The organism is Nitratireductor sp. OM-1 (assembly GCF_003296175.1).
Classification (GTDB): domain Bacteria; phylum Pseudomonadota; class Alphaproteobacteria; order Rhizobiales; family Rhizobiaceae; genus Nitratireductor; species Nitratireductor aquimarinus.
Map to the genome: position 1 here is coordinate 2,193,161 of NZ_CP029208.1, position 23,045 is coordinate 2,216,205.

Consider the following 23,045-nt stretch of genomic DNA (forward strand, 5'->3'; position numbering starts at 1 on the left):
ATGGCTTTCAAGCTTGCAATCATCGGCCGACCCAATGTCGGCAAGTCGACGCTGTTCAACCGGCTCGCCGGGCGTCGTCTGGCCATTGTCGATGACACGCCCGGCGTCACGCGCGACCGGCGTTCGCATCCCGCGCGCCTGCAGGATCTTCGTTTTGAGGTGATCGATACGGCGGGGCTGGAGAGCGCCGCCGCGCCGACGCTGGAAGGGCGCATGCGCGTTCAGACGGAGCAGGCGATCGAGGAAGCAGACATTGCGCTGTTCATGATCGATGCGCGCGTCGGCGTGATGCCGGACGATGCGACCTTCGCCAATCTTCTGCGCCGCCGCGGCAAACCGGTGGTGCTGGTCGCCAACAAGATGGACGTGAATGCCGCCCGCAGCGGTGTTCTCGATTCCTGGGAACTCGGGCTTGGCGATCCGGTCGAGATTTCGGCGGAGCATGGTCTGGGCATGTCCGACCTGCGCGACGCCATCGTTGAGGGCCTTGGCGAAGACGTGGCGCTGGCTGAAGAGCCGGAAGACATCATCGTCACGACGGACGAAATTGCGGTCGGCGAGGACATCGAGCCCGATTCGGAAGAGGAGGCGCATTACGATACCTCCAAGCCGCTGCGGATCGCCATTGTTGGCCGACCCAATGTGGGCAAGTCGACGCTCATCAACGCACTTCTGGGCGAAGATCGCATGCTGACGGGGCCGGAAGCCGGCATCACGCGCGATTCGATCTCTGTCGACTGGCAGTGGCGCGACCGCAAGATCAAGCTGTTCGATACGGCAGGCATGCGCCGCAAGGCGCGCGTGCAGGAAAAGCTGGAAAAGCTCTCCGTCGCCGATGGGCTGCGGGCCGTGCGCTTCGCCGAAGTGGTGATCGTGGTGTTCGATGCGACCATTCCCTTTGAGAAGCAGGATCTGCAGATCGCCGACCTGATCATGCGTGAGGGCCGTGCGCCGGTCATCGCGTTCAACAAGTGGGACCTGATCGAGGACCGGCAGGAAACGCTGGCCGAACTGCGCGAAAAGACCGAGCGGCTGTTGCCGCAGGTGCGCGGGCTTCAGGCCGTGCCGATCTCGGCAGAGACGGGGCGTGGCTTCGACAAGCTGATGGAAGCCGTCGAGAAGACGCACCGCACCTGGAACAGCCGCATTTCCACCGGCCGGCTCAACCGCTGGCTCGAGGGCGCGACCACGCAGCACCCGCCGCCGGCCGTTGCAGGCCGCCGCCTGAAGGTGAAGTACATCACGCAGATCAAGACGCGTCCGCCGGGCTTTGTGGTCTCGTGCTCGCGTCCAGAGGCGATGCCGCAATCCTATGTGCGCTATCTGGTGAATGGTCTGCGCGAGACCTTCAACCTCCATGGCGTGCCGATCCGCATGGCGCTGCGCACCTCCGACAACCCCTATGCGGGGCGGGCGAAGAAGCGTCGCTGAGAGCGGTGTGACGCCACATCACAAGGTTTTTGAACGGGCTCTGCATGGCAGGGCCCGTTTTTTCTTGGCTGCCTGTGTCTGCCTGCGGGCACGCATTCGACCGCGTTAACCAGTGATCAAGGTTAACCAATTATGGTTTTTGCAATTGGGTCGAGTTGCGTAGCGGAGAGTGTGGGTGCTTCGTCGGACAGGAAATGTACCGCGTAAAGCGGATGGAGAATCACGTTCGCTTCTCGCGCCGGCAGTGGTGGCGCTGGGGTTCTGGATCGGCTTTCCGGGCGTGGTCGCACATCAGGACATAGCCGGGCTGGTTTCTGGAGAGGAGAGTGCGGCGCCGCGCTGGGCCGCCTATCTGGAGAAATCGGTAGCCGGTTCCATTCATCAGGCCGAGATGCCTTTCATTGACGGCGATCTGAAGACGGGCAGCATTTCCGGCTCGGGCATCGCTGCACCTGGCATTGGCGCGGTGGCGTTTCGCGGCAAGAAGGGTTTCACCGGCACGACGCCGGACGAGGCGCGCATCAACCGCGCCGACAAGACCGGCCGTCTGGTGCAGGTGATGCCGGTTCAGCCGCCGCGCCTGTTCGAGGCGGGTACGATTTTTGAGAAAACCAGCTTCCTTCTCGAGAAACCGAAGGCCGACCAGAAGCTGATGGCCTTCGTGAAGCCGGACATTCAGGGCGAAGAGGTGCGCATCGCCTCCGCCTTTTACATGAAGCGTGACAAGAGGGCCGATCCGGACATGCCGCGGGCGATTGCGGCGCTGGTCAACAATGACCGCGCCGACATTCTGGCGACCGCCTATGCGCCGCCGGAGCCGGACTATGCGAAGGCCTCGCCCTTCGCCAGCATTCTGCGTGAGGAAGAGCCGCAGGGCGGCCGCTTCATTCCGCCGGTCAGCGCCAAGGATCATCCATGGGCGCGCAGCCCGCTGCCTGCCGAAGTGTTTTCGGACCGCGAGCAGCAGTGTCTGGCTGCCGGCATCTATTTCGAGGCGCGCGGAGAATCGGTCGAGGGACAGGCCGCCGTTGCGCAGGTCATCTTGAACCGCGTGCGCAATCCCACCTATCCGAACAGCATTTGTGGCGTGGTCTATCAGAACGAGAAATGGCGCAATCGCTGCCAGTTTTCCTTCGCCTGCGACGGCATTCGTGACCGGGTGAAGAGCCCGGGCCACTTCAAGACCGCGCAGGACGTGGCGATGGCGACGACGGCCGGCAAGATCTGGCTGCCGGAGGTTGGCTCCTCCACCCATTACCACGCGACCTATGTGCACCCCCGCTGGGCGGGCGCGATGCAGCGCATGAAAAAGATCGGGCAGCACATTTTCTACCGCACTTATGGCGGCGGCTGGAACTGATCCGGCCTTTCAAACGGGGTCGCGCGGCGGGCGGAATTTACCGATGACCCGCCGCGATTCCCGTTCTCAGCGCGCCATTTGGCGCTGCGCGCATTGTCGCAGCAAAACATCGCATTGTTTTTGAATGCCTTTTCGCCTTTGTGAATGGCTGCAACAGCGGCTTGACTGGGGCGAGGGCGCTCACTATGTTGCGCGCGACTTTCAAGCGGATAGCCGCTGACCAGCAAACCCGGTACGGAGATTGCGGTGGCCAACAAGGATCAGCCGGACGAATTGGAACGCCGGCGCGCGGATCTGGAGAAGGCACTCGCAGAAAAACGGCCGGAATCGCGGGACGGCGACGAGGGGAAGACGAAGGGCGATATGGCGGGCGTCGGACAGGCGCTCAGACTATCCAGCGAGTTCATTGCCGGCGTTGGTGTCGGCGCTGCTCTTGGATGGGGCATCGACCATTTTGCCGGAACGTCGCCCTGGGGGCTTATCATTTTCCTGCTCCTCGGTTTTGGGGCAGGGGTTCTTAATGTCCTGCGTTCGTCAGGACAAATTGCTGAATTCGGGGTTCGCTCGTCGCAGAGCGGGCAGGATCCCGAGAAGAAGTGAACGGCGCAAGAGCGCCATTATAGAAGCGAGGGGGTCCAGGTGGCCAACGATCCGATCCATCAGTTCCAGATCTCCAAATGGATTCCGATTGAGGTCGGCGGACTGGATTTCTCCTTTACCAACTCCTCCGCCTTCATGGTTGCGACGGTGGTTGCCGCCGGCGCATTTCTCTTCCTGACGACCTCCAGCCGCGGCCTGGTGCCCGGCCGGCTGCAGTCGATCTCGGAGATGTCCTACGAATTCGTGGCGTCCATGTTGAGAGATTCGGCAGGATCGCACGGGATGCGGTTCTTCCCGTTCGTGTTCTCCATCTTCATGTTCGTCCTGATGGCCAACCTGCTTGGCCTGTTCCCATATTTCTTCACCGTGACCAGCCACATCATCGTCACCTTTGCGCTTGCGCTTCTGGTGATCGGTACCGTGGTCGTATACGGCTTCCTGAAACACGGTTTCGGCTTCCTCAAGCTGTTCGTGCCACAGGGGGTTCCCGCTGTTGTCGTTCCGCTGGTGGTGCTGATCGAGATTGTCTCGTTCCTTTCGCGCCCCGTCAGCCTTTCGGTTCGTCTGTTCGCCAACATGCTGGCCGGTCACATCACGCTCAAGGTATTCGCCGGCTTCGTCACTTCGTTGAGTGCGTTCGGCGTTGCCGGAGCCGCCGGTGCCGTGCTGCCGCTCATCATGACGGTTGCGATTACCGGCCTCGAGTTCCTCGTCGCCTTCATGCAGGCCTACGTCTTTGCCGTCCTGACCTGCATGTATCTGAACGACGCCGTCCATCCCGGCCACTGATCAAGAGGTTCCAACGACTGGCTTCGTTCCGGCCCTGAAAGGGCGGGTAGAGGAAAACAGGTTTCACCGGCGGTCTTCCGCCAAGTCTGAAGAAAACACGCAAATCCGCGATTACAAGGAGTTTCAAAATGGAAGTAGAAGCAGCAAAGGCTATTGGCGCCGGTATCGCCTGTCTCGGCATGGCTGGTGCAGCACTCGGCCTCGGCAACATCTTCGGCAGCTACCTCTCGGGCGCACTGCGCAACCCGTCGGCAGCAGACGGTCAGTTCGGCCGCCTGATCTTCGGCTTCGCCGTGACGGAAGCACTCGGCATCTTCTCGCTGCTCATCGCTCTGCTCCTCCTCTTCACCTAAGCGCGCCATTCGCGTGCGTGGCCGGCCGCTCAAGGGCGTCCGGCCGGTTTTAAGAGAGGTAGACAATGTTTGTGGCATCGGCATTCGCAGCCTCGGCGCAGGACGCCGCGGAAGCGACCCATTCGGAAACCGGCGTGGCGTCGGAAGGCGCTCACGAAGCTGGCTTCCCGCCCTTCGATTCGTCCACATTCCCGTCGCAGATTCTGTGGCTGGCGATCACTTTCGGGCTGTTCTACCTGTTCCTCAAGCGCGTTGTGCTGCCGCGTATCGGCGGCATTCTGGAAGTGCGGCGTGACCGCATTGCCCAGGACCTCGACCAGGCTGCGCGGATGAAGGAAGAGGCGGATCAGGCTGTTGCTGCCTATGAGCAGGAACTCGCCGACGCTCGCAAGAAAGCCAATGTCATCGGTCAGGAAGCCCGCGACGCCGCAAAGGTGGAAGCGGACGCCGAGCGTCAGCAGATCGAGAAGGATCTCGATGCCAAGCTCGCCAAAGCCGAGGAGCGCATTGCTTCGATCAAGGAAACGGCCATGAAGGACGTGGGCGCCATCGCTGAAGACACGGCGGCATCCATCGTTCAGGAACTGGTCGGCGGCCGGCTCGACACGACTGCAGCGAAAGCTGCCGTCAAGGCCGTCAAGCAGTAGGAGAAGGCCATGGACGCGACATTCTGGGCGTTTATTGCCCTGATCATCTTCCTGGGCGTTCTTGCCTACTTCAAGGTGCCGGGGATGATCAACGGCGCGCTCGACGGACGCGCCGAGCGCATCCGCAACGAGCTGGACGAAGCGCGCAAGCTGCGTGAAGACGCGCAGCAGCTGCTCGCCGAATACCAGCGCAAGCGGCAGGAAGCCGAGCAGGAGGCGCAGGACATCGTCAGTGCCGCCAAGCACGAGGCCGAGCTGATCGTCAAGGAAGCCAAGCAGAAGACGGACGAGTATGTCGCCCGCCGGACCGCTCTGGCCGAACAGAAGATCGAGCAGGCTGAAGTGGATGCGGTCAACGAAGTGCGCGCAAGCGCCGTCGATCTGGCCGTGGAAGCAGCTCGCGCCGTTCTGGCCGACAAGGTGGACGCCAAGACCAGTGGCGATCTCTTCAAGGCTTCGCTTCAGGACGTTAAGGCGAAGCTGAACTGATCGGCTTTTCCAGACGAAATCTCAAAAACGCCGCCGGTCTCCGGCGGCGTTTTTGTTTGTGCAGAATTCTGCAGGGCGGTGAAGGGCTTTCCGGTCGGGCAGTTGCGGGAAGCGGATGCCTTCACAAGCCGTGCGTTCTCATCGGCTTACAGGCAGTAAATGCATCACGCGGGCGCGGGCTCATAGGGCACGTCCAGAAGCGTACAGAGCTCGCTCAGGCATTCCTCGAAGGCTGGCTCCATGTCCGTATAGGCGAAGGCCATCTGCCCGAACACTTCCATGCACAGATGCCCATAGAGGCGGATCCAGCATTTTAGGAAAACATGCGCCGCGTCGGGCGGCAGGATGTTCCCGTTCTTCTCGCTGAAGGCGATGAGCTGCTCCACCTGAACGGGGGGCATGTCGTCGAGGTTCGGAATGGGGAAACGCTGCGTCTCCCATATCTCGGCAACCTGTTCGAGAAACACCTCTCCAAATGCACCGCAGCTTGCCGCGTCATCGTAGAGGGGCGCGGCGGCATCGCCCTTCGTCTCCACCGGGCTTGCAAACAGCCAACCGAACTCGGCCGAATGATCAAGCGCCCAGCGTCGCAGGGCGCGGCATGTGGCCCCGAGACGGCGTGCAGGCGTGTCGGCATGTGGCAGTGATGCGGCCTGGCGCATATGCGCCACCAGCTCGTTGAAGAACTCCCTGCGGAGCGCCTCGATGAGGGCCGCCTGGCTTGGATGGTAGCGGTAGAGGGCAGGGCCGCTCATGCCCATGCGGCGGGCGATCGCGTTGATGGTGACGGCAGCGCTGCCCTGCTCGACCAGCAGGGCGCGGGCGATGTCGTGAATCTCGCGGAATGTGGCGGCGCGCTGCATCTCCTTGCGGGTCAGCGTGGGGATATCGTCGGCAGGTTTCATATTGTCCGTTACAGATAATAGTTTTAGTTATAGTATCTAACTGAACTGAGATGCGCAAACGGAGATACGCATGACCGTGCTGGTGGCTGGACTGGTGCTTTTCCTCGCAATGCATTCGCTGCGGATCGTCGCGCCGGAGATGCGCGCCCGGGTGATGGCGGAGCGGGGCAAAAACGCCTGGCTGTTGCCCTATACGGCAGTATCGCTCGCAGGCTTTGCGCTCATCGTCTGGGGCTATGGGCTGGCGCGCATGGACCCGGGTTTGGTTTATGCGCCGCCGCTTGCGCTGCGGCATGTGGCGCTGCTCGTGCTTCTGCCGGTCTTTCCGTTGCTGATTGCCGCCTATGTGCCGAGCCGCATCAGGGCTGCCGTGGGGCATCCCATGCTGGTGGCGACCATCCTCTGGGCGCTGGCCCATCTGATGGCGAACGGCACGTTTGCCGATGTGATCCTGTTCGGCAGTTTCGCGCTGTGGGCGGTCATCGACTGGCGGTCGGCACGTGCGCGTCCCGCCAGTTCGTCTGCGAAGGTTCCCGCCGGGTGGGCCGGGGATGCAGTGGCGGTTTTAGGCGGGCTCGCGATCTACGGAATTTTTGTCGCCGGGCTCCATGAGTGGCTGATCGGCGTCTCGCCTCTCTGAGGAGGGCGAGGGCGCGTTCAGATCGCGCAGGGGCGCAAAGGTCATGCGGTGCAGGCGAAGCACTGCACCGTGCTCGGTGATCGCCGTGCGGTGCCGTTTGGTGCCATAACCCATATGGGCTTCGAACCCATATGGCGGGGCGATTTCGCTTGCCCGGCCCATCATGCGGTCGCGTGTGACCTTGGCGACGATGGAGGCTGCGGCGATGGACTGGCTGCGCTGATCGCCCTTGACGACGGCGCGCGCCGGGCAACAGAGGCCGGGCGGCACATCGCGCCCGTCTGCAAGGGCAAAGAGCGGTGTGACGCAGAGACCTGCGGTTGCGCGACGCATGGCCTCAAGGCTCGCACGCAGAATGTTGGTTTCGTCGATGCTGGTCGCGCAAAGAGAGGCGACGGACACGCTGACCGCCATGTCCAGAATGTTCTCATAGAGACGGTCGCGCGCCTCGGCGGAGAGACGCTTGGAATCGTCCAGCCCTTCGGGCAGCCGGTTGCCATCCAGAATGACGGCGGCGGCCACCACGGGACCGGCAAGCGGGCCGCGGCCGGCCTCATCCAGACCGGCGACAGGCGCCATGCCTTCGCGCATGAGTGCCGCTTCCATCTGGAAATCGGGACGAACGGGGAGGTCGAAGAGAGTGGGAGAATCGGAACGCGTACGAGCCATGGTGCGGCGATGCTCGCATCGGTTCCGATTCTCCGCAAGGTCTTCCCGGCGCAAGGGGCGGAAAAGCCGGGAAGCTTCCGTCGGCCCACGGGGATGCAAAGCCTGACGGGATTTCTGCGCCGCGCCGGAGCGCGGCGGTGTTCATGTGGAGAGGCGGGTCCGGTGGCGCTGGAGTGGACGCAAGGGAACCTAGAGAAGCATGAGCTGCTCGCCTCCCGGTGTGGGCGGGGTGAAGAGGTCACTCCTCAGCCGGCGCTTCTCCTGATTGAGGCCAAGCCGTTTGGCGGCGATCTCGAACCGGCGACCGATCTGCCAGGCATAGGGGCCGGCGCCTTTCATCCGCTTGCCCCACTGGGCGTCGTAATCCTTTCCGCCACGCATGGAGCGGATCAGCGAAACGACATGGCGATAACGATCGGGCGCATGGCGCAGCAGCCATTCCTTGAAGATGGGGCTCACCTCCAGCGGCAGGCGCAGGATGATGTAACCCGCCTCACGCGCGCCGGCGGTCGCTGCCGATTCCAGAATGCGCTCGATCTCGCAATCGGTGAGGCCGGGAATGACGGGGCCCATCATCACGGAGGTGGGGATGCCTGCCTCCGTCAGCGCGCGCACCGTTTCCAGCCGGCGCGACGGGGTGGCGGCACGCGGTTCCATGGTGCGCGCCAGCTTGCGGTCGAGCGTGGTGACGGAGAGTGCGACCTTGGCCAGCCCCTGCTCGGCCATGCGGGAGAGGATGTCCATGTCACGCATGACGAGCGCAGACTTGGTGACGATGCCGACCGGATGTTTGTGCGCCTCCAGCACTTCGAGAATCTCGCGCATGATGCGGTATTTCTTCTCGATGGGCTGGTAGGGGTCGGTGTTGGTGCCGATGGCGATGGTGCGCGGCTCATAGCCGGGCTTTGCGATCTCACGCTCCAGAAGGCGGGCGGCATCCGGCTTGGCAAACAGTTTTGCCTCGAAGTCGAGCCCGGCCGAAAGCCCCATATAGGCGTGGGTGGGACGTGCGAAGCAGTAGACGCAGCCATGCTCGCAGCCGCGATAGGGATTGATGGACCGGTCGAAGGAAATGTCCGGCGAGCTGTTGCGCGTGATGATGGTGCGCGGCTTTTCCACCTGCACTTCGGTCTTGAAGGGCGGCAGTTCCTCAATGGAACCCCAGCCATCATCGAAGACATGCCGCGACACCGGTTCGTAACGTCCCGACGGGTTGATGCCTGCGGCGCGACCGCGCCGGCGTTCGGCATCGATGCGGATGCCGGACCGGTCGATCACCGTGTTGGCCACCGCGGCGCCACCGCCATTGAAGGCGGCCGTATCTGCTCTGGTCATCTGTTCCATGGGTCACTCCATGCCTGGGCGATGTGGCCGGCTTTCTGGAACGCGGGAACTGGCGGAAAGCGGAATCAGCATCGCTGCCGATGAATCTATTCCTATCGAACAAATGAGAACAAAGCAAGAACTTTAATCGGGGAACGGAACAGCCCTGTTTATCCACAGGCGTCAGGAACCAGCATCCATGTGGATGCCAGCCTGGCCTGAAACAGGTTTTTGAAGAGGTGGGGTGCGGCTCAGGCGGACTTGCCGCCGCCGCGCTTCAGATGCTCGGCAAGTCGCGGCATGATTTCCACGAAATTGCAGGGCATGTGGCGGTAGTCGAACTGGTCCCTGAGGATGCCGTCCCAGGCATCGCGGCAGGCGCCCGTGGAGCCGGGCAGGGCGAAGACGAAGGTCTGGTCGATGAGGCCGGCGGTTGCGCGCGACTGGATGGTGGAGGTGCCGATCTTCTCAAAAGAGATGCGGTGGAAGACATGCGAAAAGCCATCCATGCGCTTGTCGAACAGCGGTTCGAGCGCTTCGGGCGTCACATCGCGACCGGTGAAACCGGTGCCGCCGGTGGTGATGACGGCATCGATGCCGGCATCGGCGCACCAGAGTTTGACGGCCATGCGGATGGCCTCGACATCGTCGGCAACGATTTTGCGGTCGGTGAGCGTGTGGCCCGCCTCCTCGATGCGTTCGGCAAGCGTCTGGCCGGAGCGGTCATCTTCGAGCCCGCGCGTGTCCGAGACGGTGAGAACGGCGAAGCGCACGGGGATGAATTCACGGGTGGGCGTGGTCAGCATCTGGCTGCTCCGCTGCAAGGGTTTCGGTTTCAAGGACGAACCATTCGGGATGTTCGCAGGCAAGGGCGCGCCGGGCGCGCGCTGCCGCATCCGCTGATGAGAAAATGCCGAAACAGGTGGCGCCAGAGCCCGACATGCGCGCGGTCAGCGCGCCGGCCCGCCTGAGAGCGCCAAGACCATCTTCGATCTGGGGCACGAGGCGGCGCGCCGGCATTTCCAGATCGTTGCGCGCGCCATCCAGCCAGCGGACGGCCGTTGCGGCGTCGGGCAGGTCCTCAAGGGCGGGAAGGGGAGCGTTGTCGCGCCGCTCAAGCGCTGAAAAGACTTCAGGCGTTGAGAGCGGAATGTTGGGGTTCACCAGAACGAGCGGCAGGGCGGGGAAGGCGGGGATCGTTTCCAGAGCCTCACCGATGCCGCGCGCGATGAGGGGTTTGGAGGCAAGGCACATGGGCACGTCCGCCCCAAGCCGGAGGCCCAGCCGGATGAGATCGGTCTCGTTTATGGCGAGGTCCCAGTGGCGGGCGAGCAGGCGCAGGGCCGCAGCCGCATCGGCGGAGCCGCCGCCAACGCCCGAGGCAACGGGCAGGTTCTTTTCCAGATGGAGCCGCACCGGCGCATGCGCATCGCCGCCGAAGGTCTCGCGCAGGAGGTCGCGGGCGCGGGTGACGAGATTGCCGGACCCGATGGGCACATGGGCGGCGTAATGGCCCGATACGAAGAAATCGTCTTCCGCGCCGTCTTCCACTTCCAGAAGATCGCCATCGCCGGTGAAGGCCACCAGCGTATCGAGCAGATGAAACCCGTCCGCGCGTCTTCCGACGACATGCAGTGCCAGATTCACCTTGGCGGGCGCGATCATGCTGCCGTGTGGGGACATGTGAGGGGCCGGTTCCTGACCTTGAAGATGGAGGGAGCACCGGACCGAAAACGTGGAAACCGGTTTTCAGTTATCCCGATGCTCTATCTGCATGAATGCTCTAGTCTTTGGGAACGCGATATTCGCCCGTCTTGGGATCGTATACCAGTGTTCCCATGCTGCCATTGGCCGCTTCCTTGCGGGCGCGGCGGGCTTTTGCGGTCACGCGTTCGGCCTCGCGGACGAATTTGCGATAGCCCACATAGGCCACAACGCCGACTGCGGCGAAGAAGATCAGTTGGGGCATTGTCGATCCTCCGGTTTCATGCCACCGAGTTTAGCGCATCCATTCGGACGCACAAAGGACGCTTTGATCCGGCGCGGCGCCGGGTCAAAGCCCGTAGCGACGCCACAGCGCCTGTTCCTCTGCTGCTTCCAGTAGACCGGAGGCTGCGTTGCCGGCAAAGGCCGCCCCGAGATCGGGCAGGCCGCCGGCGCTGCCGGCAATGCCAAGCTTGCGGCCGAACAGGCCACGCGGCTGGGTGATGAGGGCGAGTTTGGTCTTTTCGCCATAACGTTCCTTGAGCACCGAGCGCATGTCGCCGATGCCGTCCACAAGCCCCAGTTTCAGGGCGCTTTCGCCGGTCCAGAATGCGCCGGTGAAGAGATCGCCATCCTCGGCGAGCTTTGCGCCACGGCGTTCTTTCACCAGATTGATGAACGTGTCGTGGATTTCGAGCTGGAGCGATTTGAGGCGCTCCACGTCTTCCTTCTTCTCCGGCTGGAAGGGATCGAGGATCGCCTTGTTCTGGCCGGCCGTGTGCACGCGCCGCTCGACGCCGATCTTCTTAAGCATCTCCGGGAAGCCGAAACCGGCGGAGACGACACCGATGGAGCCGACGATGGAAGAGGGGTCGACGATGATCTCGTCGCCGGCAATGGCGATCATGTAGCCGCCGGAGGCCGCCACATCCTCAACAAAGACGAAGACCTTCTTGTTCTTCTCCGTCGCGAGATCGCGGATGCGGCGGAAGATCAGGCGGGACTGCACGGGCGAGCCGCCGGGCGAATTCAGCGAGATGGCGACGGCCGGCGCATCCGGCATGGAAAAGGCGCGCTCGATCACGGCGGCCGTGGTCGCCAGCGACAGATTCTGGCGAAAGGCGCTGCTCGACGGCATGATTGCGCCGGAAAGCCGGATCACGGGAATGGTGACCGTATTGCCGCGCAGGCTTTTGGGAAGAAGACGGCTGAAGAAGCGTCGCAAGGGCTCTGTTGCTCCGGATGACAGGGATTACAGCTCAAAAGCATGTAGGCATTTGCGCGGGCCGTGCAATGGCGAAGCGCGCTCAATCACCAAAAAGCGCCGCCCGGCCATTGGTCAGCGCCTCGGCGCGTTCGGTTACCTGGTCGTCGCGGTCGCGCAGGACAAGCGGCGGCTCCAGCGTGAGGCCGGCGCGGTTTCCCTTCCGGGCGCGAATCAAAATGCGGATCGCGGGGCTTTCGGCCCGACCATGCACCGGCACGATGCGCGCGCCGCCGAAACGGCCCTCCAGCGCGGCAAGAATTGCGGCCAGAGAGGCAGGGCGGGCGATCAGCGCCAGAAGCCCGCCGGGCGCGGTGATGGCGGCGGCGGTGCGCAGCCATGTCTCGAACAGATCGTCGGCCATCACATGCGCCGCCCGCTTCAGCGCATCGGGCGTGGCGCGGTCGCTGGCGCTGTTGAAAGGCGGGTTCATGACGACGCCGGAAAACGCATCGCGGCCAAGGCCTGCGGCTTCACGGGCCGTTCCGGTCAGCGTTACGTCGGCTTCGAGCACGGAGATACGGGTGGCAAGGGCGCTGTTTTGCGCAAGAGCGATGCTGCGGCGGGCGAAACCGGCCATTTCAGGCGCGTTTTCGACAAGGGTGATGCGCGTCTGCGGGCAGCGGGCGGCCACGGCAAAGCCGGCAGCGCCTGCGCCCGCGCCCAGATCGGCGACGGCACCGCTGAAACTGCCCGGAAGCGCGGACGCCACCAGCATCGCGTCCACACCGGCGCGATGGCCGCGCCGCACGGGCTGGACCAGACGGAAAGCGTCCCGATGGAAAGAATCGACGCTGCAGGCCGCGTCGGGAACCGTTTCAGTCATTGTCTCTGTCGCTGCTGCGCATCTCGTGTTCTATGCCCGCATCCTCAAGCAGCTGATGGGCCGCCTGACGATCTTCCTCGTCTATCAGGATGCGCTTTGGCAAGATGCCGAGCGACCCTTCCAGAATGCTCATGTTCTGGTCGGCGACGAAACAGGCAATGCCCGCATCGCGCAGCAGGCTCTGGACGAAGGAAATGACGACGGGATCGTTGGTGCGGACAAGCTCGAACATGCCGCGACGTTGACAGTTTGCGCCACGGCTGTAAACGACTTCGTGAATAACCGGGGTTACCCCGCGCGCATTCGCCGCTTGCTCCTCTGGGGCAGGGGGCACTAGATTGCGTTGAACGTTTATGAGTTCCGGCTAAGAAGTTCCGGCCCTGCCGCAATTGGAGGACCATCTGTGGGTGTAGTATTGAATCTTGACGGCAAGCGCGGCGCTGCCTCCGTCGCCAGCCTCATGGAGCTGACCGCCGACGAGATGGCGCGTGTAAACGAGCTGATTCTCTCCAAAGCGGGCTCGGATGTGGAACTCATCCCCGAACTTGCAAAGCACCTGATCGATTCCGGTGGCAAGCGCCTGCGTCCGATGGTGACGCTCGCCGCAGCCCAGATGTTCGGCTATTCGGGCGAGGGACATGTGAAGCTCGCCACCAGCGTCGAGTTCATGCACACGGCAACGCTTTTGCACGACGATGTGGTGGATGAAAGCGATCTGCGCCGTGGCCGCAAGACCGCGCGCATGATCTGGGGCAACCAGGCAAGCGTTCTGGTGGGCGACTTCCTGCTCGGTCAGGCGTTCCGCATGATGGTTGAAGTCGGCTCGCTTGAGGCACTCGACATCCTGTCGACCGCCGCTTCGGTGATTGCCGAGGGCGAGGTGCTGCAGCTCAGCGTCGCCAAGAACCTGGAGACCACCGAGGACGACTATCTCGCGGTCATCAAGGCGAAGACGGCGGCCCTGTTCTCGGCAGCGGCGGAAGTCGGCCCCGTGGTCGCAGGCGCGACCCGCAACGACCGCGCCGCATTACGCTCTTACGGCACCAATCTCGGCCTTGCCTTCCAGCTGGTCGACGATGCGCTGGATTATGGCGGCAAGAGCTCGGACCTCGGCAAGAATGTCGGCGACGACTTCCGCGAGGGCAAGGTGACCCTGCCGGTGATCCTGAGCTATCGCCGTGGCAGCCCCGAAGAGCGCGCATTCTGGAAGAGCGCCATCGAGGACAACCAGTGCGATGACGCGGCGCTGGAAAAGGCAATGACCCTGATGCAGAAACACGGTGCGATCGGCGATACGATCGGCCGGGCGCGCCATTTCGGCGAAATCGCCCGCGATGCGCTCGCTCCGCTGGAGAATACACCGCAGAAAGACGCGCTCCTTGACGTGATCGACTTCTGCATCAGCCGGGTGACCTAAAGTAATTCTTGACGTTGAAGCGCTTCCGCAAAAAGGCCATGCTTGTCTGCAAGACGGGAAGGGATTCCCTGCGTCTTCGCTTTGGCGGAGGAACAAGAGACGAGGGCAGCATGCAGCGGGACGGTAAATGAGAAAGCGCATCAACTCGAGACTGTTGGCAACGGTTGGTCTGGCGGGATTTCTCGCTCTTGCGCCCCAGGCGGGGTCTGCCAAGGAAGGCGGGGTGGACGATAACGATCTGATCTCGATCTCCTCCTTCTCCGGCGCGTTCCTTGCCGCCAGAGCGGCGGAAGCCGACAATGATCTCGACAGCGCCATCGATTATTACGAGCGCGCGCTTTCCTTCGAACCCGACAATCAGGTGATCCAGCAGAGCCTGCTTCTCTCACTGGTTTCGGAAGGCCGCTTCGAGGCGGCGCTTCCGCATATGCGTTCGCTTAAATCCGTGCCCGAGATCGAGCGCTTCTCGCGCCTCGGCCTTGCGGTGGATGCGCTGCGCAATGAAAAATACGAAGAGGCCGGAGACTGGCTGAAGCTGGTTCTGGAATCGGATCTCGATCGGCTGATCACCTCCATCATGTCTTCATGGAGCAAGGTGGGCGAAGGCAATTCCGACGAGGCGCTGAAGGCGCTGGACGAGCTGGAAGGGCCGGAGTGGTATCGTCTGTTCAGCACCTATCATGATGCGCTGATCAAGATGCAGAGCGGCATGAACGAGGAGGCGGAGAAGGCCTTCGACGCTCTGCTGAGCGACGTGGCGTCGGCATCCGCCGGCCCGGACACCTATATGCGCGCGGCTGAAACCTATGCCGCATGGCTCGCCTCGCGCGGCGAGAAGGAAAAGGCGCTCGCCGCGCTCGACAAGGGCGAGACCTATATTACGGGCCGCGCTGCGACGACCATTCTGCGTGAAAACATCGAGGCCGGCGAAGAGGTTGTCGTGCCGGTAGCCGATGCGCGCGCGGGTGCAGCCGAAATTCTCCTCAACATCGCGACCGCGCTCAACCGTGGCGGCGGCGAGCCCTTCGTGAAGCTCTATCTCAACTATGCGCTGGTGCTCACGCCCGACAATGACGACATTCTGATCCAGCTTGCTTCGCTCGCCGAGCAGCAGAGCGAGCCGGAAAAGGCCATCGCCTTCTATGAGCGGATCGGCGACGGGTCGCCCTGGCGGCGTCTTGCGGAACTGCAGACCGGTCTGAACCTGGCTGATCTCGACCGCCATGAAGAGGCGGAGACCTTCCTCAACACGGCAATCGAGCAGGATCCCGACGACATTCGCGCCTATCTGGCGCTGGGGCGCGTCTATGCGGTGCAGAAGGATTATGCATCGGCGGCGAAGGTCTATGACCGCGCGGTCGAGCGTGTCGAAGACCCGGAACGCGAGGACTGGAGCCTCTTCTACCAGCGCGGCATCGCCTATGAGCGGCTGAAAGAGTGGGAGAAGGCGGAGCCGAATTTCTTCAAGGCGCTGGAGCTTTATCCCGACCAGCCGCAGGTTCTGAACTATCTGGGCTATTCCTGGGTCGACATGAACATGAAGCTGGAAGAGGGGATGAAGCTCATCGAGCGCGCGGTCGAGCTGCGCCCCAATGATGGCTACATCGTCGATTCGCTTGGCTGGGCGCATTACCGGCTTGGCCGTTATGAAGAAGCGGCAAGCGAGCTGGAACGCGCGGTGGCGCTGCGGCCGGAAGATCCGGTGCTCAACGACCATCTGGGTGACGCCTACTGGCGCACGGGCCGCAAGCTCGAAGCCACCTATCAGTGGGCGCATGCGCGTGATCTCGATCCCGAGCCGGACCTGCTGGCCGAGGTGGAGAAGAAGCTCAAGGACGGTCTGCCAGAAGAAGACCGGAAGCGCCTTGCCGAGGTTTCACCGGTGGACGCGGTGAAAACCGACGAGAGCGCCACAGCCGAGGCTGCGCCTGCGCCTGAAACGGTGGAACCGGAAGCAGAGCCCGAGAGCGAGGCGAAGTCTCCCGAAACGCCGCAGAAGGCTGCGACGGGTGGTGCGATGTACACCATCAAGCCCGGTGAGACGCTCTGGTCCATCGCTGTCGACCAGCTTGGCGATGGCGAGCGGTTCCGTGACATTCTGGCGATCAATCCGGCGCTCAAGAGCAATCCCGACCTGCTCAGGGCAGGGCAGGAAATCCGGCTCCCGGAATGAGTTCGTGTCCTCCGCGCCTTGACGCTTGCCGGGGCGCGGAATAGGACGAGCCGGCATCCACCCCGGAGAAGCCCGGAATCCACCCGGAGAAGCATTGTGAACGCCCCCAGCACCGACCTGCCCAACACGCACCCCACGCGCTCGTTTCAGGGCCTCATTCTGACCCTGCACAATTACTGGGCCTCGCATGGCTGCGTCATTCTGCAGCCCTACGACATGGAAGTGGGCGCGGGCACGTTTCACCCGGCCACGACGCTGCGCTCGCTCGGCCCGAAGCCGTGGAACGCGGCCTATGTGCAGCCTTCGCGCCGCCCGGCGGATGGCCGCTATGGCGAAAACCCGAACCGGCTCCAGCACTATTATCAGTATCAGGTCATCCTGAAGCCGAACCCGTCCAACCTGCAGGAGCTCTATCTCGGCTCGCTGGAGGCCATCGGCCTCGACATGGCGACGCATGATGTGCGCTTCGTGGAAGACGACTGGGAAAGCCCGACGCTCGGCGCATGGGGGCTTGGCTGGGAGTGCTGGTGCGACGGTATGGAAGTGTCGCAGTTTACCTATTTCCAGCAGGTCTGCGGTATTGAATGCGCGCCCGTTGCCGGTGAGTTGACCTATGGTCTTGAGCGGCTGGCCATGTACGTGCAGGGCGTGGACAATGTCTACGACCTCAACTTCAACGGCCTGGAAGGCGACGCCAAGGTGACTTATGGCGACGTGTTCCTGCAGGCCGAGCAGGAATATTCGCGCTTCAACTTCGAATATGCCGACACGGACATTCTGTTCCAGCACTTCAAGGACGCGGAGGCCGAGTGCCGTGCGATCCTGGAGGCGGGTGCGCCGGCGGAAGCGGGCAATCTGCACAAATGCGTGTTCCCGGCCTATGATCAGTGCATCAAGGCGAGCCATGTGTTCAACCTGCTCGATGCGCGCGGCGTGATCTCCGTGACGGAGCGCCAGAGCTACATTCTGCGCGTGCGCGAGCTGGCCAAGGCCTGCGGTGAGGCCTTCCTGCTCACCGATGCCGGCGGCGCGGAGAAGGCAGCGGCCTGATCAATCTCCTTTGGCGAATGATGAAGCGGGGCGTATCATGGATGCGCCCCTTTTTCATTTGGGCCAACGGAGGAGATCATGACGCAGCATGGCCATTTCCACTGGAACGAACTGATGACCCGCGACGCGGAGAAGATGAAGAGCTTCTACGCGGATGCGGTGGGCTGGACCTTTGACGACATGGACATGGGCAACGGGCAGACCTACTGGATCGCCATGGTTGGCGAAACGCCGGTGGGTGGCATGTTCACCATGGCCGGTCCGGATTTCGACGGCGTTCCGGAATACTAGATGTCCTATCTCTCGGTGGATGACGTGGATGCCGCCCTTGAGAAAGCGAAGGCAGGCGGCGCATCGGTGATGCGCGAGCCCTTCGATGTGCCGGGTGTTGGCCGCATCGCCATTCTGCGCCAGCCGGGTGGCGCGGTGATTGGCTGGATGACGCCTGTTGACATGAGCTGAAGCACCGGTCCGGACAAAAGACCGTCAGGCGCGGCCGATCAGGCCTGCAAGATGCGCGGCATCGGCTGGAGCGGCCATGGCGCAGAGTTCCGTTTGCTGTGTCGAAAGGGTCTGCAGGGCGCGGCGTATGCCGGAGGGGCGTTCGCTGCTGCCGGGCACGGCCTGAATGGTCAGGCAGGCGCTGAGCGCGATTGAATGCAGGAGCGTTGAGGCGGTTGTCATTGTCTTCGTCCGGGGTGTGAACTGATGCAGGTCAGTCGCGCTGCGGCACGAAAAGGTTCATTCCCGGGTCGTGGCGGGTGACATTGGCGGGCGGAGTTGCTATTGCCGCACCCAATACAGTCCGCTTTTCAGAGATCCCAAATGCCCGATCTTCTTCTCGAACTCCGCTCCGAGGAAATTCCCGCCCGCATGCAGCGCAAGGCTGCCGGCGATCTGAAGAAGCTGGTGACAGACGGTCTCGTGGATGCCGGTCTCACCTATGAGGCGGCGACCGAATACTGGACGCCGCGCCGGCTGACGCTCGACATTCGCGGCGTGACCGCCCGCTCGAAGGATGTGCGCGAGGAGCGCAAGGGCCCGCGCACGGATGCGCCGGAAAAGGCGATCCAGGGCTTTCTGCGTGGCGCAGGGCTTTCCTCCATCGATGAGGCCGAGGTTCAGACCGATCCCAAGAAGGGCGATTTCTATGTCGCGGTGATCCAGAAGAAGGGCCGCGCGGCCGAAGAGATCGTCGCCGACATCATGCCGGGCATCATCCGCAATTTCCCGTGGCCGAAATCCATGCGCTGGGGGGCGGCTTCTGCAAAGCCCGGCAGCCTGCGCTGGGTGCGGCCGCTTCAGTCCATCCTGTGCACCTTCGGTCCGGAGACCGAGGAGCCGGTGGTGGTTGATTTCGAGATCGACGGCATTCGCGCCGGCAATGTGACCCATGGCCACCGCTTCCATGCGCCGGACGCCATCACGGTGCGCCGTTTCGAGGATTACGCGGAGAAGCTGGAAGCGGCGAAGGTCGTGCTCGATCCCGACCGCCGCAAGCGCATCATCCTCGACGACGCGCGCAATCTCGCTTTCGCCAACCGGCTTGAGCTGGTGGAAGACGAGGGGCTTCTGGAAGAGGTTTCGGGCCTCGTGGAATGGCCCGTGGTGCTGCTCGGCGAGTTCGAGGAAGACTATCTGACGATCCCGCCGGAGGTTATCCGGCTGACCATCCGCGCCAACCAGAAGTGCTTTGTCTGCCGCCCGCAGGGCGAGACGGACACGCTTTCCAACCGCTTCGTCATCACCTCGAACATCGAGGCGAAGGACGGCGGCAAGGAAATCGCCTATGGCAATGGCAAGGTGGTGCGTGCGCGCCTTTCCGATGCGCTCTATTTCTGGAAGACCGACCAGGCGGACCTGCCGGATCTCGGCAAGCTTGAGGCCTCGGCCAAGAAGTTCGGGCTTGATCTGGCAAAGCCGCTCGACCAGCGCATGGCGCGGCTCGACCATCTGGGCGTGACCTTCCACGCCAAGCTCGGCACGCAGGGCGAGCGCGTGGGGCGCATTGCGGCGCTGGCAAGTGAGCTTGCGCCGGTGGTGGGGGCCGATCCGGCAGAGGCCGTGCGCGCAGCGCATCTGGCCAAGGCCGATCTCCAGACCGAAGTTGTGGGCGAGTTCCCGGAGCTGCAGGGCTTCATGGGCCGCAAATATGCGGGCCTTCAGGGCGAGAGCGATGCGGTGGCGGCGGCCATCGAGGATCATTACAAGCCGCAGGGACCGAACGACGCCGTGCCGACCGATCCGGTCTCCGTCGCGGTGGCGCTGGCCGACAAGCTGGACGTGCTCACCGGCTTCTGGACCATCGACGAAAAGCCGACGGGCTCGAAGGATCCCTATGCGCTGCGCCGTGCGGCGCTGGGCGTGATCCGCATCATCATCGAGAACAAGGTCGATCTGTCGCTCATCGAGGCTGCGAACCCGGTCTGGCTGGAGCATTTCCGCACGCTTTACGGCCACGCGGCCAGCCAGTTCCTGGCGAAGGTCATGGAAATCGGCGGTCAGTTGAGCCCGGATTCCCTGAAGGTGATCCTGCAGCAGATCGCGGAAGACGAGCGGGCGAATGTGGAGCGCAATGCCGCGACATGGGCGGCGGGGCTGAACGACCGCGCCGACGATCTGCTCTCCTTCTTCCATGACCGGTTGAAGGTTTATCTGCGCGATCAGGGCGCGCGCTACGATCTGATCGACGCCGTGATTTCGGAAGACAGCGACGATCTGCTTCTGATCGTGCGCCGCGTGGAAGCACTGTCGGAATTCCTCGCCACCACCGACGGCGAAAACCTTCTGGCCGGTGCAAAGCGCGCGGCAAACATCGTCGCCGATGCGGAGAAGAAGGGCACGACCATCGCCGATACGGTGGATGCGGGCCTTTTTGCAACGGATGAGGAGCGGGCGCTGTTCGACAGTCTTGAAGAGCAGGAGCGCTTCGCCGGCGAGGCCATCGCGGAGAATGACTATGTGAAGGCGCTGTCCTTCCTTTCGGCGCTGCGCCAGCCGGTCGACGCCTTCCTTGACGGGGTGATGGTCAATGCGGATGACGAGGCCGTGCGGGCAAACCGCCTGGCGCTGCTCGCCCGCATTCGCAGTGCGACGGCCCAGGTGGCCGATTTCTCCCGGATCACCGGGTAAGAGGATCGCTGCGCCCCGTTCGGGCGTATGAGAGGTGATTGGACATGGGGCCGGGAAGCGGATTTCGCTTTCCGGCCCTGTTCTTTAGGGTCCTGACCCTAGGCGAAGACGTAAACCGCCAGCGCCACTGCCAGATAGGAGGCGAGGCCGGCCAGCGGCCCGAGCTTCTGCAGATAGGCGGGCGGGGGCGTGCCGGGCGAGGCGCGCTTCACGGCCACAAAGCCCAGAACTGCGACCACCAGAATGAAACCTGCTGCCAGAAGCTTTAGGACGAAGGCGGTGCTCATCAGTGCGCCGTCATACTGGACGAGCCACATCCACAGGCCGGTGAGCCACAGGAGCACGACGCCGATCAGCGTGATGAGGGTGAAGCGCGGTCGCAGCGCCAGAAGGCCCTGCGGCGGTGCGCCATCGGAGCGTTTGGCCTGAATGGCCACCATCATGCCCCCCATGCCGCCGGCAGCCCCCAGCATGAGGCCGAAAAAATGCAGGATTTTCATGAAGGTCAGCATGGGAAATTTCTCCGAACAATGTTGCGCGGAGGGTGCGTTGCGGCGCGCGCAAGGTCAAGCCGGGCTTAAAAACCCATCCTGACGGCCTGATGGCAGGAACTATTCGGGGCGGCCGAGGGGCTGACCGGAAGGCGGCGCTGCGGATGGAGGTGCTGCGGCAGGCCCGTTGTCTGCTTTTGTCCCGGCACGCCGTTTTGCCTTGTGCCGGCGCTCTGGCGCAGCGGGCGTGGCCTGTTCCGTCTTTCGAGGTGCGGAAGCAGCGCGCGGGGCAGCCGGACCGGTCTCGCCGCCGCGGATCACCCTTGGCAACTGGCGCGGTCTCTGCGGAATGGAAGACGTGGTTTCGCCTGTCGCCGGCCCAAGCGGCTGCGCGGGCGCGCCGATGTCGACCATGGAAGGGGAGAGGTGGTGGGGCGCTATCTCCGGCATGGCGCTCAGGGCAGGGCCGGGATAGGAGAGCGGTGGCGTATCCGGCGCGGGCTGCCGTTCTTCCAGCGCAAGCTCCTTGAGCGCGATGGTCGAATGCTGGTGCAGATGCTCTTCGGATTTCAGCTCAAGAAGGGATGAAGCGCGAACGCCGCCAGCCGCGACAAGCAGCATGGTGACAAGCAGTGGCTTCATGAGCCCTGATCGCATTCTTCTCCCCCAGTCATTGGCGGTTTATGGCGCGTATTTCATTTCGCCGGACCACTCAAACGCGAAATCCCTTAAGATTCAGCAAACTCGCTTGCCGGCGAACTTGCCCGCCATGGGCAGGCGCGATACTCAGCAGAGGGATTTTTATGAGGATCTGGTGCTTGGCTGATATCCTGCCGGAGAGTGAAGCCCTGTCGCGGGCGGTCGAATTGTTGCGTGAGGGAGCGGCCATCGCCATCCCCACGGAGACGGTTTACGGGCTGGCCGCCGACGCCACCAATGGCGAGGCGGTGGCGCGCATCTATGAAACCAAGGGGCGCCCGCAGTTCAATCCGCTGATCGCCCATGTGGCGGACATCGCGATGGCCGAGCGTATCGCCGATTTCAATCCGCTTGCGCGCAGGCTGGCCGATGCGTTCTGGCCGGGGCCGCTGACGCTCGTTCTGCCGCATCGCGCGGGATCGGGCATTCATCCACTGGTGACAGCGGGGCTCGACACGATTGCGCTGCGCTGCCCCAGAGGGTTCGGCGCGCGCGTGATTGCGGCGCTGGACCGGCCTGTCGCAGCTCCCAGCGCCAATTCATCCGGGCGCATCAGCGGCACCACGGCGCAGGCCGTTGCAGCCGATCTGGGCGCGCGCATTCCGCTGATCGTGGATGGCGGGCCGACCCCGGTGGGGCTTGAATCCACCATTGTGAAGGTTTCGGACGACGGGATTGCGCTGTTGCGGCCGGGCGGCATTGCGGCAGAAGAGATCGAACGCGTTGCCGGTCTTCCGCTCGCGCGCGGAGCAAAGGGCGTACAGGCTCCGGGCATGCTCGCATCGCATTATGCGCCGAGTGCGCATATGCGGCTCAATGTGGGGGAGGTAAAGCCGGGTGAGGCGCTTTTGGCCTTCGGTCCCCGGCGTGTGGCGGGCGCGGAAAAGGCGGTTGCGCTGCGCAATCTCTCCGAAAGTGGAGATTTGCGGGAAGCCGCGACCAATCTTTTCTCCCATCTTCTCGCGCTGGACAGTTCGGGCGCTGCCACAATCGCTGTGGAGCCGGTGCCCCTTGAAGGGCTGGGCGAAGCCATCAATGATCGCCTGGCGCGCGCTGCCGCGCCCCGTGATAGCTAATTTGAGA

28 protein-coding genes are annotated in these 23,045 nt (G+C 63.3%); 16 read left to right on the forward strand and 12 right to left on the reverse strand.

The genetic code is table 11. The features are described 5' to 3' along the window. From der to DEJ54_RS10295, 7 genes are all read left to right on the forward strand, one after another. Positions 1-1,431, forward strand: coding sequence for a ribosome biogenesis GTPase Der (gene der / locus DEJ54_RS10265; RefSeq protein WP_113154478.1), 1,431 nt, complete (start codon positions 1-3; stop codon positions 1,429-1,431). Positions 1,432-1,606: 175 nt separating this feature from the next. Next, positions 1,607-2,791 (forward strand): cell wall hydrolase, encoded by a 1,185-nt coding sequence (locus DEJ54_RS10270; RefSeq protein WP_113154479.1) that lies wholly within the window; start codon positions 1,607-1,609, stop codon positions 2,789-2,791. Between the two features lie 246 nt (positions 2,792-3,037). Continuing rightward, entirely contained in the window at positions 3,038-3,391 is a 354-nt protein-coding gene (locus tag DEJ54_RS10275) for an AtpZ/AtpI family protein (protein ID WP_113154480.1), read from the forward strand. Positions 3,392-3,430: 39 nt separating this feature from the next. After that, on the forward strand, positions 3,431-4,180 hold the full coding sequence (locus tag DEJ54_RS10280) for a F0F1 ATP synthase subunit A (protein ID WP_113154481.1): 750 nt from the start codon (positions 3,431-3,433) through the stop codon (positions 4,178-4,180). 128 nt (positions 4,181-4,308) lie between these two features. Then, on the forward strand, positions 4,309-4,533 hold the full coding sequence (locus DEJ54_RS10285) for a F0F1 ATP synthase subunit C (protein WP_009451405.1): 225 nt from the start codon (positions 4,309-4,311) through the stop codon (positions 4,531-4,533). Positions 4,534-4,598: 65 nt separating this feature from the next. Next, entirely contained in the window at positions 4,599-5,180 is a 582-nt protein-coding gene (locus DEJ54_RS10290) for a F0F1 ATP synthase subunit B (RefSeq protein WP_113154482.1), read from the forward strand. A 9-nt stretch (positions 5,181-5,189) separates the two neighbouring features. After that, the gene (locus DEJ54_RS10295; RefSeq protein ID WP_113154483.1) at positions 5,190-5,669 is read left to right on the forward strand and encodes a F0F1 ATP synthase subunit B; all 480 of its coding nucleotides are present in this window, start codon (positions 5,190-5,192) and stop codon (positions 5,667-5,669) included. A gap of 164 nt (positions 5,670-5,833) precedes the next feature. Here the strand turns inward: DEJ54_RS10295 and DEJ54_RS10300 are convergent, their stop codons facing one another. Continuing rightward, positions 5,834-6,574 (reverse strand): TetR/AcrR family transcriptional regulator, encoded by a 741-nt coding sequence (locus DEJ54_RS10300; protein ID WP_113154484.1) that lies wholly within the window; start codon positions 6,572-6,574, stop codon positions 5,834-5,836. Between the two features lie 70 nt (positions 6,575-6,644). On the opposite strand from DEJ54_RS10300, the gene DEJ54_RS10305 reads away from it, so the two are divergent. Next, a complete protein-coding gene (locus DEJ54_RS10305) occupies positions 6,645-7,214 on the forward strand; it encodes an NnrU family protein (protein WP_113154485.1) in 570 nt (189 codons plus the stop codon). Here DEJ54_RS10305 and DEJ54_RS10310 read toward each other — a convergent pair. The 8 genes from DEJ54_RS10310 to DEJ54_RS10345 form a co-directional block, all read right to left on the reverse strand. Beyond that, positions 7,140-7,883 (reverse strand): ribonuclease HII, encoded by a 744-nt coding sequence (locus DEJ54_RS10310; protein WP_113154486.1) that lies wholly within the window; start codon positions 7,881-7,883, stop codon positions 7,140-7,142. The genes DEJ54_RS10305 and DEJ54_RS10310 overlap by 75 nt on opposite strands. 189 nt (positions 7,884-8,072) lie before the next feature. Further along, entirely contained in the window at positions 8,073-9,227 is a 1,155-nt protein-coding gene (locus DEJ54_RS10315) for a PA0069 family radical SAM protein (RefSeq protein WP_113154487.1), read from the reverse strand. 230 nt (positions 9,228-9,457) lie between these two features. Then, the gene (gene moaB, locus DEJ54_RS10320) at positions 9,458-10,012 is read right to left on the reverse strand and encodes a molybdenum cofactor biosynthesis protein B (protein WP_113154488.1); all 555 of its coding nucleotides are present in this window, start codon (positions 10,010-10,012) and stop codon (positions 9,458-9,460) included. Further along, positions 9,990-10,889 carry a 4-(cytidine 5'-diphospho)-2-C-methyl-D-erythritol kinase gene (locus DEJ54_RS10325; RefSeq protein ID WP_245447490.1) on the reverse strand — a complete coding sequence of 300 codons (900 nt, stop codon included), beginning with the start codon at positions 10,887-10,889 and terminating at the stop codon, positions 9,990-9,992. Before DEJ54_RS10325 ends, moaB begins: the two co-directional genes overlap by 23 nt. A gap of 100 nt (positions 10,890-10,989) precedes the next feature. After that, the gene (locus DEJ54_RS10330) at positions 10,990-11,175 is read right to left on the reverse strand and encodes an NfeD family protein (RefSeq protein WP_113154490.1); all 186 of its coding nucleotides are present in this window, start codon (positions 11,173-11,175) and stop codon (positions 10,990-10,992) included. Positions 11,176-11,259: 84 nt separating this feature from the next. Continuing rightward, positions 11,260-12,135, reverse strand: a complete 876-nt coding sequence (locus tag DEJ54_RS10335) for a S49 family peptidase (protein ID WP_113154491.1) — start codon at positions 12,133-12,135, stop codon at positions 11,260-11,262. Between the two features lie 82 nt (positions 12,136-12,217). Further along, positions 12,218-13,000 carry a tRNA1(Val) (adenine(37)-N6)-methyltransferase gene (locus tag DEJ54_RS10340; protein WP_113154492.1) on the reverse strand — a complete coding sequence of 261 codons (783 nt, stop codon included), beginning with the start codon at positions 12,998-13,000 and terminating at the stop codon, positions 12,218-12,220. Next, on the reverse strand, positions 12,993-13,232 hold the full coding sequence (locus tag DEJ54_RS10345; protein ID WP_113154493.1) for a DUF2007 domain-containing protein: 240 nt from the start codon (positions 13,230-13,232) through the stop codon (positions 12,993-12,995). Before DEJ54_RS10345 ends, DEJ54_RS10340 begins: the two co-directional genes overlap by 8 nt. A 171-nt stretch (positions 13,233-13,403) precedes the next feature. On the opposite strand from DEJ54_RS10345, the gene DEJ54_RS10350 reads away from it, so the two are divergent. The 5 genes from DEJ54_RS10350 (at position 13,404) to DEJ54_RS23715 (ending at position 18,102) form a co-directional block, all read left to right on the forward strand. Continuing rightward, complete coding sequence (locus tag DEJ54_RS10350; protein ID WP_113154494.1) at positions 13,404-14,417, forward strand: polyprenyl synthetase family protein; 1,014 nt, start codon at positions 13,404-13,406, stop codon at positions 14,415-14,417. Between the two features lie 127 nt (positions 14,418-14,544). Then, entirely contained in the window at positions 14,545-16,590 is a 2,046-nt protein-coding gene (locus tag DEJ54_RS10355; RefSeq protein WP_113154495.1) for a tetratricopeptide repeat protein, read from the forward strand. 117 nt (positions 16,591-16,707) lie between these two features. Further along, positions 16,708-17,640 carry a glycine--tRNA ligase subunit alpha gene (locus DEJ54_RS10360; protein ID WP_204360896.1) on the forward strand — a complete coding sequence of 311 codons (933 nt, stop codon included), beginning with the start codon at positions 16,708-16,710 and terminating at the stop codon, positions 17,638-17,640. Between the two features lie 78 nt (positions 17,641-17,718). Continuing rightward, the gene (locus DEJ54_RS23710) at positions 17,719-17,931 is read left to right on the forward strand and encodes a hypothetical protein (protein WP_371685872.1); all 213 of its coding nucleotides are present in this window, start codon (positions 17,719-17,721) and stop codon (positions 17,929-17,931) included. Further along, positions 17,932-18,102: a VOC family protein gene (locus DEJ54_RS23715; RefSeq protein WP_371685873.1), complete on the forward strand. Its 171-nt coding sequence runs from the start codon at positions 17,932-17,934 to the stop codon at positions 18,100-18,102. It begins immediately after the preceding gene. 24 nt (positions 18,103-18,126) lie between these two features. Here the strand turns inward: DEJ54_RS23715 and DEJ54_RS10370 are convergent, their stop codons facing one another. Further along, positions 18,127-18,324, reverse strand: coding sequence for a hypothetical protein (locus DEJ54_RS10370; protein WP_113154497.1), 198 nt, complete (start codon positions 18,322-18,324; stop codon positions 18,127-18,129). Between the two features lie 141 nt (positions 18,325-18,465). Between DEJ54_RS10370 and glyS the strand changes: the two genes are divergently transcribed. Next, complete coding sequence (gene glyS / locus DEJ54_RS10375; protein WP_113154498.1) at positions 18,466-20,772, forward strand: glycine--tRNA ligase subunit beta; 2,307 nt, start codon at positions 18,466-18,468, stop codon at positions 20,770-20,772. 98 nt (positions 20,773-20,870) lie between these two features. Here glyS and DEJ54_RS10380 read toward each other — a convergent pair whose 3' ends face one another. Beyond that, positions 20,871-21,284: a hypothetical protein gene (locus DEJ54_RS10380; RefSeq protein ID WP_113154499.1), complete on the reverse strand. Its 414-nt coding sequence runs from the start codon at positions 21,282-21,284 to the stop codon at positions 20,871-20,873. A 99-nt stretch (positions 21,285-21,383) separates the two neighbouring features. Beyond that, positions 21,384-21,905: a hypothetical protein gene (locus tag DEJ54_RS10385; protein ID WP_113154500.1), complete on the reverse strand. Its 522-nt coding sequence runs from the start codon at positions 21,903-21,905 to the stop codon at positions 21,384-21,386. Here DEJ54_RS10385 and DEJ54_RS10390 point away from each other — a divergent pair. Together DEJ54_RS10390 and DEJ54_RS10395 are read left to right on the forward strand one after the other, a co-directional pair. After that, positions 21,904-22,089: a hypothetical protein gene (locus DEJ54_RS10390; RefSeq protein ID WP_113154501.1), complete on the forward strand. Its 186-nt coding sequence runs from the start codon at positions 21,904-21,906 to the stop codon at positions 22,087-22,089. The genes DEJ54_RS10385 and DEJ54_RS10390 overlap by 2 nt on opposite strands. Continuing rightward, entirely contained in the window at positions 22,082-23,038 is a 957-nt protein-coding gene (locus DEJ54_RS10395; RefSeq protein ID WP_113154502.1) for an L-threonylcarbamoyladenylate synthase, read from the forward strand. The genes DEJ54_RS10390 and DEJ54_RS10395 overlap by 8 nt, the downstream gene beginning before the upstream one ends. Positions 23,039-23,045: the final 7 nt, after the last annotated feature.